This window comes from Piscinibacter lacus, assembly GCF_016735685.1.
Classification (GTDB): Bacteria; Pseudomonadota; Gammaproteobacteria; order Burkholderiales; family Burkholderiaceae_C; genus Aquariibacter; species Aquariibacter lacus.
In genome coordinates, this window is sequence record NZ_JAERRA010000001.1 from 59,308 (window position 1) to 72,865 (window position 13,558).

A 13,558-nucleotide genomic window follows, 5' to 3' on the forward strand; every position below is an offset into this window, starting at 1 on the left:
CGCGCGCCGCACCCCGACCTCTGTTCGACCCGCAGGAGACCGTCATGGTCAGTGCCGTCTTCCACGCCCCGCTGGAAGCGGCGGCCGCCTCGGCTGCCGCCGCTTCCGCCGCTCCCCCGGCCGCCCCCGCGGCGGCGGCTTCTCCACTTGCCGCCAGCGCGCCCGTGCCCGCCCGCAGCCGGGCCGGCATCGACTGGCGAGCGCGCCTGATCGCGATCGGCGCGCCGCTCGCCGGCATGGCGCTGCTGGTCGGCCTGTGGGGCCTGCTCACCCTCAAGCCGGGCAGCATCCCCAGCCCGGGCGCCACCTTCGACGCGGCGGTCGCGCTCTTCGCCGACCCCTTTTACGACAAGGGCCCCAACGACCAGGGCATCGGCTGGAACATCCTGTTCTCGCTGGAGCGCGTGGCGGTGGGCTTCGGCATGGCCGCGGCGGTGGGCATCCCGCTGGGCTTCCTGATCGGCCGCTTCAGCCTGCTCAACCAGATGGTCGCGCCGCTGGTCAGCCTGCTGCGCCCGGTCTCGCCGCTGGCCTGGCTGCCCATCGGCCTGCTGGTCTTCAAGAGCGCCGACCCGGCCGCGATCTGGACCATCTTCATCTGCTCCATCTGGCCCATGATCCTCAACACCGCCCAGGGCGTGCAGCGCGTGCCGCAGGACTACCTGAACGTGGCCCGCGTGCTGAACCTGAGCGAGTGGAAGATCGTCACCAAGATCCTCTTCCCCGCCGTGCTGCCCTACATGCTGACCGGCGTGCGGCTCTCGGTCGGCACCGCCTGGCTGGTGATCGTGGCGGCCGAGATGCTGACCGGCGGCGTCGGCATCGGCTTCTGGGTCTGGGACGAGTGGAACAACCTGAACGTGCAGCACATCCTGATCGCCATCTTCGTGATCGGCATCGTCGGCCTGCTTCTGGAACAGGCGCTGATGTTCGTCGCCAGGCGCTTCAGCTACGACGATTGATCCGGCCCCCGGCACGAAGGAGTACCCCATGCATCCCCACCTTCAGATCGAGAACGTCGAGATGGTCTTCTCGACCCGCAAGGGCCGCTTCCATGCCCTGCGCGACATCAATCTCACCGTGCAGCGCGGCGAGTTCATCACCCTGATCGGCCACTCCGGCTGCGGCAAGAGCACCCTGCTCAACCTCATCGCCGGCCTGCTGCGGCCCAGCGAGGGCGTGCTGCTCTGCGACAACCGCGAGATCACCGCCCCCGGCCCCGAGCGGGCGGTGGTGTTCCAGAACCACTCGCTGCTGCCCTGGCTGAGCTGCCTGGACAACGTGCTGCTGGCCGTGGACAGCGTCTTCGCCGCCAGCGAGCCTAAGGCCCGCCGCCGGGAGCGCGCCCGCGCCGCCCTGGCATTGGTCGGCCTGACGCAGGCCGAGGCCAAGCGGCCGCACGAGATCTCCGGCGGCATGAAGCAGCGCGTCGGCATCGCCCGCGCCCTGGCCATGGAGCCCAAGCTGCTGCTGATGGACGAGCCCTTCGGCGCGCTCGACGCCCTGACCCGCGCCCGGCTGCAGGACGAGCTGATGAAGATCGTTGCCGCCACCGGCGCGAGCGTGGTCATGGTCACCCACGATGTCGACGAGGCCGTGCTGCTTTCGGACCGCATCGTGATGATGACCAACGGCCCGGCCGCCACCATCGGCGAGGTGCTGAAGGTGCCGCTGCCGCCGCTGCGCGAGGCCCTGCGCCCGCGCCTGGCGATGGCCCACGACGCCGGCTACCTGGCCAGCCGCGAGCAGGTGCTGGAGTTCCTCTACCGCAAGCAGGCCCACGTCGAGAAAGACGCCGCCTAGGCCCGCCCGCGGCCGGCCCCGCCGGCCGCCGATCCCGACCGACCCCGCCCCGCCGCAGCCCATCCGGCCCGGCCCCGGCGGAGCCCTGCCCCGAACGCCGTCGCCAAACCTTCCGGAGGTAACCGCATGAAGAACGACCTTCCCCCGCAAGCGCGCCCCAGGCTGGTCCTGGTCGGCAATGGCATGGCCGGCGTGCGCGCGCTTGAAGAGCTGCTCAAGCTCGCGCCCGAGGCCTACGACATCACCGTCTTCGGCAGCGAGCCGCATCCCAACTACAACCGCATCTTGCTCAGCCCGGTGCTGGCCGGCGAGCAGACGGTCGACGAGATCATCCTGAATCCGCTGGGCTGGTATGCCGAGCACGGCATCACCCTGCACCTGGGCAGCACGGTGACTGCCATCGACCGCGTGCAGCGCGTGGTGCGCGCCACCGGCCCCGACGGCCAGGTGATCGAGGCCGGCTACGAGCGCCTGCTGCTGGCCACCGGCTCCCTGCCCTTCATCCTGCCGGTGCCGGGCAAGGAGCTGGCGGGCGTGATCGCCTACCGCGACATCGCCGACACCCAGGCCATGATCGACGCGGCCAGCCGCTACCGCCATGCGGTGGTCATCGGCGGCGGCCTGCTGGGCCTGGAAGCCGCCAACGGCCTGATGCTGCGCGGCATGCAGACCACGGTCGTGCACATCGCGCCCTGGCTGATGGAGCGCCAGCTCGACGAGACGGCCGGGCAGATGCTGCAAGCCTCGCTGGCGCAGCGTGGGCTGAAGTTCATGATCGGCGCGCAGACTGCGGCACTGATCGGCGACAAGACGGGCCGGGTGATGGCCGTGCAGTTCAAGGACGGCCGCGAGATCCCCGCCGACCTGGTCGTGATGGCCGCCGGCATCCGCCCCAGCACCGCGCTGGCCGAATCGGCCGGCCTGCTGTGCCAGCGCGGCATCGTGGTGAGCGACACGCTCCAGACCGTGACCGACCCGCGCATCTACGCCCTGGGCGAATGCGCCGCGCACCGTGGCGTGGCCTATGGCCTGGTCGCGCCGCTGTTCGAGCAGGCCAAGGTCTGCGCCAACCACCTGGCCGGCTTCGGCATCGGCCGCTACACCGGCAGCCAGGTCAGCACCAAGCTCAAGGTGACCGGCATCGACCTGTTCAGCGCCGGCGACTTCATCGGCGGCGAGGGCAGCGAAGCCATCGTGATGAGCGACCCCTACGGGGGCGTCTACAAGAAGCTGGTCGTGCGCGGCGACAAGCTGATCGGCGCCTGCCTCTACGGCGACACGGTGGACGGAAGCTGGTACTTCAAGCTGATCCGCGAAGGCAAGCCCGTCCACGAGATCCGCGACCGCCTGATGTTCGGCGAATCCAGCCTGGGCGACACCGGCCACCAGGGCCAGAGCAAGGCCGCCGCCATGGCCGACAGCGACGAGGTCTGCGGCTGCAACGGCGTCACCAAGGGCGCCATCTGCAAGGCCATCCAGGACAAGGGCCTGTTCACGCTGGAGGACGTGCGCAAGCACACCAAGGCCAGCGCGAGCTGCGGCTCCTGCACCGGCCTGGTCGAGCAGATCCTGATGAGCACGGCGGGCGGCGACTACTCTGCCACCCCCACCACCAAGGCCATGTGCGGCTGCACCGAGCACGGCCACCAGGCCGTGCGCGACGCGATCCGCGTGCAGCACCTCACCACGCACGACGCCGTCTTCGCGCAGATGAACTGGCGCACGCCCAATGGCTGCGCGAGCTGCCGGCCGGCGATCAACTACTACATGCTCTCCACCTGGCCCAAGGAGGCGGTGGACGATCCGCAGAGCCGCTTCATCAACGAGCGCAGCCACGCCAACATTCAGAAGGACGGGACCTACAGCGTCATCCCGCGCATGTGGGGCGGCGAGACCAGCGCGGCCGAGCTGCGCCGCATCGCCGACGTGGCCGACAAGTACCAGATCCCCACCGTCAAGGTGACCGGCGGCCAGCGCATCGACCTGCTCGGCGTGAAGAAGGAAGACCTGCCCGCCGTCTGGCAGGAGATCGGCATGCCCAGCGGCCATGCCTATGCCAAGGCCCTGCGCACGGTGAAGACCTGCGTGGGCAGCGAGTGGTGCCGCTTCGGCACCCAGGACAGCACGCAGATGGGCAAGGACCTGGAGCGCGCGCTCTGGCGCATGTACGCGCCGCACAAGGTCAAGCTGGCGGTGAGCGGCTGCCCGCGCAACTGCGCCGAGAGCGGCATCAAGGACGTCGGCGTGATCGGCGTCGATTCCGGCTGGGAGCTCTACATCGGCGGCAACGGCGGCATCAAGACCGAGGTCGCGGTCTTCTTCTGCAAGGTCCGGACGCCCGAGGAGGTGCTGGAGTACGCCGGCGCCTTCCTGCAGCTCTACCGCGAGGAGGGCTGGTACCTGGAGCGCACCTGCCACTACCTGGCGCGCGTCGGTCTGGACCACATCAAGGCTCGCGTGCTCGACGACGCCGCGAACCGCAAGGCCCTGTGGGAGCGCCTGCAGTTCGCGCTGGATGGCGAGCCCGACCCCTGGTTCGAGCACGCCAAGGCCCAGGTCGACGTGCGGCAGTTCGAGCCGCTGTCGCTGGAATGATCGCTGCATCGGCCCTCCGCTGCCCCCTTCTCTTTCCAGGATCACCCCATGAGCCCCCAAGACTGGAAGCCGCTCTGCCGCGTCGAGGACATTCCCAAGCTCGGCGCCCGCCGCGTGCGGCGTGCCGCGGGCGCGGAGCTGGCCGTGTTCCGCACCGCCGACGACCGCGTCTTTGCCCTGCTCGATCGCTGCCCGCACAAGGGCGGGCCGCTGTCGCAGGGCATCGTCTTCGGCGAGCGCGTCGCCTGCCCGCTGCACAACTGGACGATCGGCCTGGCCGACGGCTGCGCCCAGGCGCCCGACGAGGGCCGCACGCCGACCTTCGCGGTCAAGGTGGAGGCCGGTCAGGTCTTCCTCGATGCCGCCGAGCTGCGCAGCCTGGCGCTTGAGCCCGGCCTGGCCCCTTGCCGCGGAAGCTGCGGCCCGACCCCGGCCGGCGAGGCCGCCCCGGCGCCCGCCGACGCCCGCGCCTGAGCCGGCCCGCCCCCTGCCCGAGCCCGCCATGCGCGAAACGAAGTCCACCTGCCCCTACTGCGGCGTCGGCTGCGGCGTGATCATCACGAGCGAGGGCGAGGAGATCACCGGCGTGCGCGGCGATCCCGCCCACCCGGCCAACTTCGGCCGCCTGTGCAGCAAGGGCAGCACCCTGCACCTGACCGCCACCGCGCCCATCAAGCGGCATGAGCGCCTGCGCCAGCCGATGCAGCGCCTGCAACGCGGCGGCGCGCTGACGCCGCTGGCCTGGGACGCCGCCCTGGACCAGGTGGCCGAGCGCTTCGCCGCGATCGCCGCCGAGCACGGCCCCGATGCCCTGGGCTTCTACCTCTCCGGCCAGTTGCTGACCGAGGACTACTACGTCTTCAACAAGCTGGCCAAGGGCCTGCTGGGCACCAACAACGTCGACACCAATTCGCGGCTGTGCATGTCCAGCGCGGTGGCGGGCTACAAGCAGAGCCTGGGCGCCGATGCGCCGCCCTGCAACTACGAGGACTTCGACCACGCCGGCTGCCTCTTCATCGCCGGCGCCAACCCGGCCTGGGCCCATCCCATCCTGTTCCGCCGCATCGAGGACGCGCGCCGCGCGAATCCGGCGATGAAGATCATCGTGGTGGACCCGCGCCGCACCGACACGGCCGAGGACGCCGACCTCTTCCTGCAAATCCAGCCCGGCAGCGATGTGGCGCTCTTCCACGCCATGCTGCATGTGATGGTCTGGGAGGAATGGGTGGACGCCGCCTGGATCGCCCGCCACACCACCGGCTGGGACGCGATCAAGCGCCAGGTGCATGCCATGGGCCCGCGCGAGGCCGCGCGCATCTGCGGCGTGCCGGCCGAAGCCATCGTGCAGGCCGCACGCTGGTTTGCCTGGGGCGGGGCCGATGCGGCGCCGGCCGAGGCCCGCCAGCGCGCCGCCACCCTCTCGCTCTACTGCCAGGGCCTGAACCAGAGCAGCAGCGGCACGGCCAAGAACAGCGCGCTGATCAATCTGCACCTGGCCTGCGCGCAGATCGGCCGGCCCGGCGCCGGGCCCTTCTCGCTGACCGGTCAGCCCAATGCCATGGGCGGGCGCGAGGTGGGCGGCATGGCCACCCTGATGTCCGGCCACCGCGACCTGGCCAACCCGCAGCACCGTGCCGAGGTGGCCGCGCTCTGGGGCGTGGACGCCGTGCCAGACAAGCCCGGCCAGGCCGCGATGGCGATGTTCGAGGCCGCGGCCCGCGGCGAGATCAAGGCCCTGTGGATCGCCTGCACCAACCCCGCCCAGTCCCTGCCCGACCAGGCCCTGGTGCGCGTGGCCCTGGCCCGCTGCGAATTCGTCGTGCTGCAGGAAGCCTTCGGCGGCACCGAGACCGCCGCCCTGGCCGACCTGCTGCTGCCCGCCGCCACCTGGGGCGAGAAGGACGGCAGCGTCACCAACAGCGAGCGCCGCATCAGCCGCGTGCGCGCCGCCGTGCCGCCCCCCGGTGAGGCGCGTGCAGACTGGCAGATCGCGGTCGACGTGGCCCAGCGCCTGGAAGCGCGGCTGCGCCCCGGCCGGGCCACGCTCTTTCCCTACCCCACGCCCGAAGCGGTCTGGAACGAGCACCGCGAAAGCACCCGGGGCCGCGACCTCGACATCACCGGCCTGAGCTGGGCCCGGCTGGAGGCCGAAGGCCCGCAGCACTGGCCCTGCGCCGATGCCGATGCGCCGGCCACGGCCCGGCTCTACACCGACTTCCGCTTCGCGACCGCCGATGGCCGCGCCCGCTTCATCGACACGCCCTGGAAGCCAGTGGCCGAGCCCTGCGATGCGCGCCACCCCTTCGCCCTGAGCACCGGCCGCCTGCGCGACCAGTGGCATGGCCTGAGCCGCAGCGGCACGGTGGCCCGGCTGTGGGCGCATGCGCCGCAGCCGGTCGTGCAGATGCATCCGCAGGACCTGGCCCGCCGCGGCCTGCGCGAAGGCGAGCTGGCCGAGCTGAAGAGCCGCCGCGGCAGCCTGGTGCTGCCGGTGCAGGCCGATGCGCGGGTCGCGCCGCTGCAAGCCTTCGTCGCCATGCACTGGGGCGAAGCGGTGCTGGCCGGCCGCGATGCCCAGGGCCGGCTGCGGGCCGGCGTGAACCAGCTCATGCACCGCCGGGTCGATCCGCAGTCGCAGCAGCCGGAGCTGAAGCACGCCGCCATCGCCATCCGGCCGGCCACCCTGCCCTGGCGCCTGTTCGCCGCCTGCTGGCTGCCGGCCGAGGAGCTGCCGGCCCTGCGCGGCGCGCTGCGCGCCTGGGCCGATGCGCAAGCCGGCCTGCGCCACCGCAGCCTGGTGCCGGTGGCCGCCCCGCCGGTCGCGGCCGACGACCCGCTGGGCGACCGACCGGGCCTGCGCCTGCACCTGGCCGCCGAGACCGCACTGGCCCCCGAGGCCCTGGCCGCGCTGGAAGCTCTGCTCGGCTTGGACCGCGGCCTGCTGCTGCGCTATGCCGACCCGCGCGGCGGCCAGCGCCGCCTGCTGCGCCTGGCCGGCCCGGGCGCGGCGGCCCGGCTGGAGACCCTGCTGATCGCCGGCCCGCTGGTCGGTGCCGACGGCATGACCGAGGCCCTGCCCGCCGCCGCCCCGACTGCCACCGGCCCGGCCACCGAACCCGCCCGCCGCCGCGGCCCCAGCAGCGTCAGCGCGCCCGTGGCGGCCGGCTCACGCGGTGAGCCGGCCGCCGCCTGGCTGCAAGGCTGGTGGGCCGATCGCCTGCCGATCGGCGCGCACACCCGCAGCCTGCTCGCGCCCCATCCGGCCGCGCCGGCCGAGGATGCGGCCCGGCCCGCCCGCGGCCGCCAGGTCTGCAACTGCCTGGACGTATCCGAGCCGGCCATCCGCAGCACGCTGGCCGGCCTGCCCGGCAGCGCGGCCGAACGGCTGGGCGGCCTGCAAGCCGCGCTGGGCTGCGGCACGTCCTGCGGCTCCTGCCTGCCCGAGCTGCGCCGCATGGTGCAAGACGTGGCCTGCCCGCGCACCGCCGCCACGGCCTGAGCCGCGGTTCGGCCCCGCCCCCGCCTGCCCCCTTCCAAGGAGTCCGCCATGACCGTTACCGCCCCGGCCGCCCTGCCCACCGTCTGGCTGGTCGGCGCCGGCCCCGGCGACCCGGAGCTGCTGACCCTGCGCGCCGCCCGCCTGCTCGGCGCGGCCGATGTGGTGCTCTGCGACGACCTGGTCGACCGCCGCGTGCTCGCCCTGCTCAAGCCCGAGGCGCGGGTGCTCGCGGTCGGCAAGCGCGGCGGCTGCGTGTCGACCGAGCAGGCCTTCATCCATCAGCTCATGGTGCGCGAGGCGCGCGCCGGCCGGCGCGTGGTCCGGCTCAAGGGCGGCGACCCCTTCGTCTTCGGCCGGGGCGGCGAGGAAGTCGATGCCCTGCGCGAGGCGGGGCTGGACGTGCAGGTCGTCCCCGGCCTCAGCGCCGGCGTGGCCGGCCCAGCGGCCTTCGGCATCCCGGTGACCGACCGCCGCCATGCGCGCGGCCTGGTGCTGGTGACCGGCCATGCGCAGGACGGCGGCGCCGGCCCCGACTGGCCCAGCCTGGCCGCCGCCGCGCGGGCCAGCGCCCTGACCCTGGTCGTCTACATGGGCGTGGCGCGCAGCGCGGCCATCGCCCGGGCCCTGATCGACGGCGGCCTGCCAGCCGACACGCCCGCCGCCGTCGTGCAGGCCGCGCACACCGAGGCGCAACGCCTGGGCGTCAGCACCCTGGCCGGGCTGCCCGCGCTGATCGCCCGCGAGGGCTTTGCCAGCCCGGCCGTGCTGGTCATCGGCGAAGTGCTGCACGCCGCCGCGCTGGCGCGCGAGGCGCTGGCGGGCGCAGCGGCTGAGCCTGGGCTGCGCCGCCTGGGCTGAGGCCTTCCCGAGCGCCGCCGGCTTCGCCCCGAGCCGCTGGCCGCGATGCGGAAGGCCGCCCAGCGCGGTGGCATCATGCGCCCGCCATGAGCCTGCTTGCGATCGATGTCGGCAACACCCGCCTGAAATGGGCCCTGCATGCGGCTGCCGATCCCGGCAGCGGGCCGCTGGCGCAGGGCGTGGTCTTCCTGGAGCACATCGAGCAACTGGCCGAGCGCGACTGGGCGGCTCTGCCGCCACCCGAGGCCATGATCGGCTGCTGCGTGGCCGGCGACACGGTGCGCCGCCGCGTGCAGGAGCAACTGGAGCTGTGGGACAGCCTGCCGCCGCGCTGGGTGGTGCCGGCGCTGCGCGAGGCCGGGGTGAGCAATGGCTACGACCATCCGGCCCGGCTGGGCAGCGACCGCTGGGTGGCGCTGATCGGCGCGCACTGGCGGCAGCGCCAGGCCGGCGACCGGCGGCCGGTGCTGGTGGTGATGGTCGGCACGGCCGTCACGGTCGATGCTCTGGACAGCGAGGGCCGCTTCCTGGGCGGCCTGATCCTGCCGGGCCACGGCATCATGCTGCGGGCCCTGGAATCGGGCACCGCCGGCCTGCGCGTGCCGACCGGCGAAGTCGTGCCCTTCCCGACCAACACCAGCGATGCGCTGACCAGCGGCGGCACCTATGCGATTGCCGGCGCGATCGAGCGCATGCACCACCATCTGGCTGCCCGCTGCGGCCTGGCGCCGCGGGTGGTGATGAGCGGCGGCGCCGGCTGGAAGATGGCACCGCACCTGAGCGTGCCGCACGAGCTGGTCGACGGCCTGATCTTCGACGGCCTGCTGGCCGTGGCCGAGGCGCGCGAGCGCGACCGGGCCGCCGCGGGCTGAGGCCCCGCGCCGCGGGGCTCAGAGGATGAAGCGCGACAGGTCCTCGTTGCGCGCCAGCGAGGCCAGGCGCTGGTCCACATAGGCCGCATCGATCACCACGGTCTGGCCGGCGCGGGCCGGTGCATCGAAGCTGATCTCGTCGAGCAGCCGCTCCATCACCGTGGCCAGGCGGCGGGCGCCGATGTTCTCGGTGCGCTCATTGACCTCGCAGGCGATGGCGGCCAGGCGCTGCACGCCCTCGGGCATGAACTGCAGGCTGACGCCCTCGGTGGCCAGCAGGGCGATGACCTGGCGGGTCAGGCTGGCTTCGGTGCCGGTGAGGATGGCCTCGAACTCGGCAACGCCGAGGGCGCCCAGCTCGACACGGATCGGGAAGCGGCCCTGCAGCTCGGGGATCAGGTCGCTGGGCCGGCTGAGGTGAAAGGCGCCGGAGGCGATGAAGAGCATGTGGTCGGTGCGCACCATGCCGTACTTGGTGCTGACCGTCGTGCCCTCCACCAGGGGCAGCAGGTCGCGCTGCACGCCCTGGCGGCTGACCTCGGCCTGGCCACTGCTGCCGCCACGGCTGGCGACCTTGTCGATCTCGTCGATGAAGACGATGCCGTGCTGCTCGGCCCGCTGCAGGGCCAGGGCGCGGGTCTCGTCCTCGTTGACGCGCTTGGTGGCTTCCTCGTCGATGAGCAGCTTGCGCGCCTCGGCGATCGGCAGCTTGCGCATCGCGCGCTTGCCGGCCCCCAGGCCGGCGAACAGGCCCTTGAGCTGCTCGGCCATCTCGTCCATGCCCGGCATGCCGGGCATCGCGGCAATCTCCACGCCGGGCCGAGCCTCGGCCAGCTCGATCTCGATCACGGTGGCGTCCAGCCTGCCTTCGCGCAAGCGCTTGCGCATGACCTGGCGGGCGGTGTTCTCGGGCGCCGGCACCGGCGCGGCGGGCGCCTCGGCCGCGCCGCCGAAGCCGAAGGGATCGGGCCGCGCCGCGGCGCTGCGCGGCGGCGGCACCAGCACATCGAGCAGGCGCTCCTCGGCCGCGTCCTCGGCCTGGGCGCGCTGGGCCGCCACGGCGGCCTCGCGGGCCTGCTTGACGGCCACCTCGACCAGGTCGCGGATGATGGTGTCCACATCCTTGCCGACATAGCCGACCTCGGTGAACTTGGTGGCCTCGACCTTGATGAAGGGCGCATCGGCCAGCCGGGCCAGGCGGCGCGCGATCTCGGTCTTGCCCACCCCGGTCGGGCCGATCATCAGGATGTTCTTGGGCGTGATCTCGGCCCGCAGGCCGGGCTCGACGCGGGCCCGCCGCCAGCGGTTGCGCAGGGCGATGGCCACGGCGCGCTTGGCCTCGTGCTGGCCGACGATGTGGCGGTCCAGCTCGGCGACGATCTGGGCCGGGCTCAGGTCGCGCAGGCCTTCGGTGGATGTCGGGGCAAGCGGCTCGCTCATTCGAGCACCTCGATGGTGTGGTTCAGGTTGGTGTAGATGCAGAGCTCGCCCGCGATGGTGAGCGCCTGCTTCACCACCTGCTCGGCGCCCAGCGTGGTGTGGTCGACCAGGGCCTTGGCCGCCGCCTGGGCATAGGCGCCGCCGGAGCCGATGGCCACGATGCCGTGCTCGGGCTCCAGCACATCGCCGTTGCCGGTGATGATGAGGCTGTGCTCGCGGTCGGCCACGGCCAGCATGGCTTCGAGCTTGCGCAGCACGCGGTCGCTGCGCCAGTCCTGGGTCAGGGCCACGGCGGCGCGCATCAGGTGGCCCTGGTGCTTTTCGAGCTGGGCCTCGAAGCGGTCGAAGAGGGTGAAGGCATCGGCCGTCGCGCCGGCAAAGCCGGCCAGCACCTGGCCGCGGTGCAGCTTGCGCACCTTGCGGGCGGTCGACTTGGCGACGATCACGCCCAGCGTGACCTGGCCGTCGCCGCCCAGGGCAACCTGCCAGCCGGTTTCGGTGCGGCGACGCACGCCGAGGATGGTGGTGCCGTGGTAGCTGTCCATGAGGAAGGGTGCGGGAAGGGGGAACGGTTCCGCGCGACGCCCGGCGGGCGCGGCGGACGGGGCCGGCTCAATCCTCGCGCAGTTGCAGCGCGGCGTGGGCCGGCAGGCCGATGGCCTGCAGCAGGGGCACGATGAGCCGGTGCGGCTGCTCGATGCGCAACTGGCAGCCGGCCGCGCGGCGCTGCAAGACCCAGTGCAGCAGCTCGGCGGCGGCCGCGGGCTCGATGCGTTGCAGCTCGCGGCAATCGAGCAGCAGGGTGCCGCGGCGCAGGGCGAGCAGCTCGGGCTGGGCCAGCCGCTCGGCCAGCGGCGCCTGCTGCACGCCGTCCAGCCGCAGCCAGCCTTCAGCCGGGATCAAGGGCTGCGGCCGCTGCCAGCGCGGCGGCGGCCCGGCAAAGCGGGCCTGGAACTCCAGCACCAGCGCGTCGAAGGCCGGCCCGCGGCCCAGGGCGCGCAGCAGGTCGGCCAGGGCGCGCCAGGCCTCGGGCTCTTCGGCCTGGGCGGCGCCGGGGGCGATGCGGGCGCGCAGGGCCTGCTCGGCGGCCTCGACCGCACCGCGTGCGAAAGCGAAGGCGGCCGCTTCCAGGCCGGGCTCGCGGCCGGTCGCGCCTTCCGCGGCGGCCCGCTCGGGCAGGGCCGGCCAGGGATCGGGCACGAGGGTGGTGCTCTCGAAGCGGCGCCGGCCGGCCGGTCGGCCCGCAGGCCGGCGCGGGGGCAGGGGCGGGGGTTCGGTCTGACGGCCCTCCCAGTCCCCGGGCCGGGGCGCGCCGGGCAGGGCCTCGGCGCTCATCTGGCGCTCGATGGCGTCGATCTTGGCGCGCACTTCCTGCTCGGCGCGGCGCCGCGCCTCGGAAAGCCAGGGCAGCACGCTGTCGTCGAGCATGGAGCTGGGCTCCAGGGTGGCCGGGCCCACGGCGGTCGGGCCTTCGCGGCGCAGGCGGCGCAGCGCGTCGAATTCGCGCTTGCGCACGAAATCATTGCGGCGCTTGCGCTCGATCATGGCCTTCAACTCGCCCCGGGCGATCAGGGTGTCGGGCCCGGTCAGGCCGAAGCTGCTGACCTCGCCCGCCAGGGGCGCCTGGGCCGTGCCGCGCAGGCGGCGGGCCATGTTCAGCAGCAGACCGCCACCGCCCTTGCGCGGCCCGGCGGAGGGGTCGTCGCTCATGCGCGCAGGCCGGGTGCGGGGGGCAGCAGGCGCAGGCGCATCCGCTTCAGTCGCCGAACATCTTCTGCTTCATCTCGCGGCGCTGCTGCGCTTCCAGCGAGAGGGTGGCCGTCGGGCGGGCCAGCAGGCGGCCGAGGCCGATGGGCTCGCCGGTCTCGTCGCAGTAGCCGTATTCGCCGGTCTCGATGCGCGAGATCGACTGCGAGATCTTCTTCAGCAGCTTGCGCTCGCGGTCGCGGGTGCGCAGCTCCAGGGCATGCTCTTCCTCGATCGTGGCGCGGTCGGCCGGGTCGGGGACGATGGAGGTGTCCTCGCGCAGGTGCTCGGTGGTCTCGCCGGCGTTGTCGAGCAGGTCGTTCTTCTGCTGCATCAGCTTGGCGCGGAAGAAGTCGAGCTGCTGCTCGTTCATGTACGCGTCCTCCGGCATGGCGAGCAGTTCCGCCTCGCTCAGCTCGCGGCCCGGCTTGGTCTTCCAGGCATTGGCCAGCTTGGGATCGGGCTTCTTCTTGGCGGGGGAGGAGAGATCACTCACGGCAGGCATCGGAGGCGGTTGAACGGGATGGGGCACGGGGCCTGCCACAGGGACAGGGGCCGGCGCGGGGGCCGCCGCGGCCGCCTTGGAGGCGGTGCGTTTCGCGGGGGATGCCGGCTTCGGCGAGGCAGGGGACTGGCTCACGGACGCGGTCTCCTCGGGGCTGGACCCTCGACCCGGCCGCTCGTCGGATGACGGGGCCCGGGTTCAAAAGCGCGCGGATTGTAGCGATGGCTCCTTGGGCCAGGA

Annotated in this window: 11 protein-coding genes; 7 read left to right on the forward strand and 4 right to left on the reverse strand. The window is 73.0% G+C overall.

What is annotated here, in order from left to right:
* Positions 1-44 precede the first annotated feature (44 nt).
* From ntrB to JI742_RS00310, 7 genes are all read left to right on the forward strand, one after another.
* Positions 45-962: a nitrate ABC transporter permease gene (ntrB, locus tag JI742_RS00280; protein ID WP_201822849.1), complete on the forward strand. Its 918-nt coding sequence runs from the start codon at positions 45-47 to the stop codon at positions 960-962.
* A 28-nt stretch (positions 963-990) separates the two neighbouring features.
* Positions 991-1,803: an ABC transporter ATP-binding protein gene (locus tag JI742_RS00285; protein ID WP_201822852.1), complete on the forward strand. Its 813-nt coding sequence runs from the start codon at positions 991-993 to the stop codon at positions 1,801-1,803.
* 126 nt (positions 1,804-1,929) lie between these two features.
* Positions 1,930-4,398 (forward strand): nitrite reductase large subunit NirB, encoded by a 2,469-nt coding sequence (gene nirB, locus JI742_RS00290; RefSeq protein ID WP_201822854.1) that lies wholly within the window; start codon positions 1,930-1,932, stop codon positions 4,396-4,398.
* Between the two features lie 48 nt (positions 4,399-4,446).
* Positions 4,447-4,872 (forward strand): nitrite reductase small subunit NirD, encoded by a 426-nt coding sequence (gene nirD, locus JI742_RS00295; RefSeq protein ID WP_201822855.1) that lies wholly within the window; start codon positions 4,447-4,449, stop codon positions 4,870-4,872.
* Between the two features lie 28 nt (positions 4,873-4,900).
* Entirely contained in the window at positions 4,901-7,897 is a 2,997-nt protein-coding gene (locus tag JI742_RS00300; protein WP_201822856.1) for a nitrate reductase, read from the forward strand.
* Between the two features lie 48 nt (positions 7,898-7,945).
* Positions 7,946-8,755, forward strand: a complete 810-nt coding sequence (gene cobA, locus JI742_RS00305) for a uroporphyrinogen-III C-methyltransferase (protein WP_201822857.1) — start codon at positions 7,946-7,948, stop codon at positions 8,753-8,755.
* A gap of 86 nt (positions 8,756-8,841) precedes the next feature.
* Complete coding sequence (locus JI742_RS00310; RefSeq protein ID WP_201822858.1) at positions 8,842-9,627, forward strand: type III pantothenate kinase; 786 nt, start codon at positions 8,842-8,844, stop codon at positions 9,625-9,627.
* Between the two features lie 18 nt (positions 9,628-9,645).
* On the opposite strand, the gene hslU is transcribed toward JI742_RS00310, so the two are convergent.
* The 4 genes from hslU to dksA all read right to left on the reverse strand — a co-directional run bounded on the left by hslU (position 9,646) and on the right by dksA (position 13,453).
* On the reverse strand, positions 9,646-11,067 hold the full coding sequence (gene hslU, locus JI742_RS00315; RefSeq protein WP_236676717.1) for an ATP-dependent protease ATPase subunit HslU: 1,422 nt from the start codon (positions 11,065-11,067) through the stop codon (positions 9,646-9,648).
* Positions 11,064-11,612 carry an ATP-dependent protease subunit HslV gene (gene hslV / locus JI742_RS00320; protein WP_182665658.1) on the reverse strand — a complete coding sequence of 183 codons (549 nt, stop codon included), beginning with the start codon at positions 11,610-11,612 and terminating at the stop codon, positions 11,064-11,066. Before hslV ends, hslU begins: the two co-directional genes overlap by 4 nt.
* A gap of 67 nt (positions 11,613-11,679) precedes the next feature.
* On the reverse strand, positions 11,680-12,777 hold the full coding sequence (locus JI742_RS00325; protein WP_201822860.1) for an STAS domain-containing protein: 1,098 nt from the start codon (positions 12,775-12,777) through the stop codon (positions 11,680-11,682).
* A gap of 46 nt (positions 12,778-12,823) precedes the next feature.
* Positions 12,824-13,453 (reverse strand): RNA polymerase-binding protein DksA, encoded by a 630-nt coding sequence (dksA, locus tag JI742_RS00330; RefSeq protein WP_434057622.1) that lies wholly within the window; start codon positions 13,451-13,453, stop codon positions 12,824-12,826.
* Between the last annotated feature and the right edge of the window lie 105 nt (positions 13,454-13,558).

Excerpts from the sequence above, each read along its gene's own strand:
- cobA (WP_201822857.1), top strand. The coding sequence starts at position 7,946 with ATGACCGTTACCGCCCCGGCCGCCCTGCCCACCGTCTGGCTGGTCGGC.
- hslV (WP_182665658.1), bottom strand. The coding sequence starts at position 11,612 with ATGGACAGCTACCACGGCACCACCATCCTCGGCGTGCGTCGCCGCACC.
- JI742_RS00325 (WP_201822860.1), bottom strand. The coding sequence starts at position 12,777 with ATGAGCGACGACCCCTCCGCCGGGCCGCGCAAGGGCGGTGGCGGTCTG.
- JI742_RS00300 (WP_201822856.1), top strand. The coding sequence starts at position 4,901 with ATGCGCGAAACGAAGTCCACCTGCCCCTACTGCGGCGTCGGCTGCGGC.
- ntrB (WP_201822849.1), top strand. The coding sequence starts at position 45 with ATGGTCAGTGCCGTCTTCCACGCCCCGCTGGAAGCGGCGGCCGCCTCG.
- nirD (WP_201822855.1), top strand. The coding sequence starts at position 4,447 with ATGAGCCCCCAAGACTGGAAGCCGCTCTGCCGCGTCGAGGACATTCCC.
- nirB (WP_201822854.1), top strand. The coding sequence starts at position 1,930 with ATGAAGAACGACCTTCCCCCGCAAGCGCGCCCCAGGCTGGTCCTGGTC.
- JI742_RS00285 (WP_201822852.1), top strand. The coding sequence starts at position 991 with ATGCATCCCCACCTTCAGATCGAGAACGTCGAGATGGTCTTCTCGACC.
- hslU (WP_236676717.1), bottom strand. The coding sequence starts at position 11,067 with ATGAGCGAGCCGCTTGCCCCGACATCCACCGAAGGCCTGCGCGACCTG.
- JI742_RS00310 (WP_201822858.1), top strand. The coding sequence starts at position 8,842 with ATGAGCCTGCTTGCGATCGATGTCGGCAACACCCGCCTGAAATGGGCC.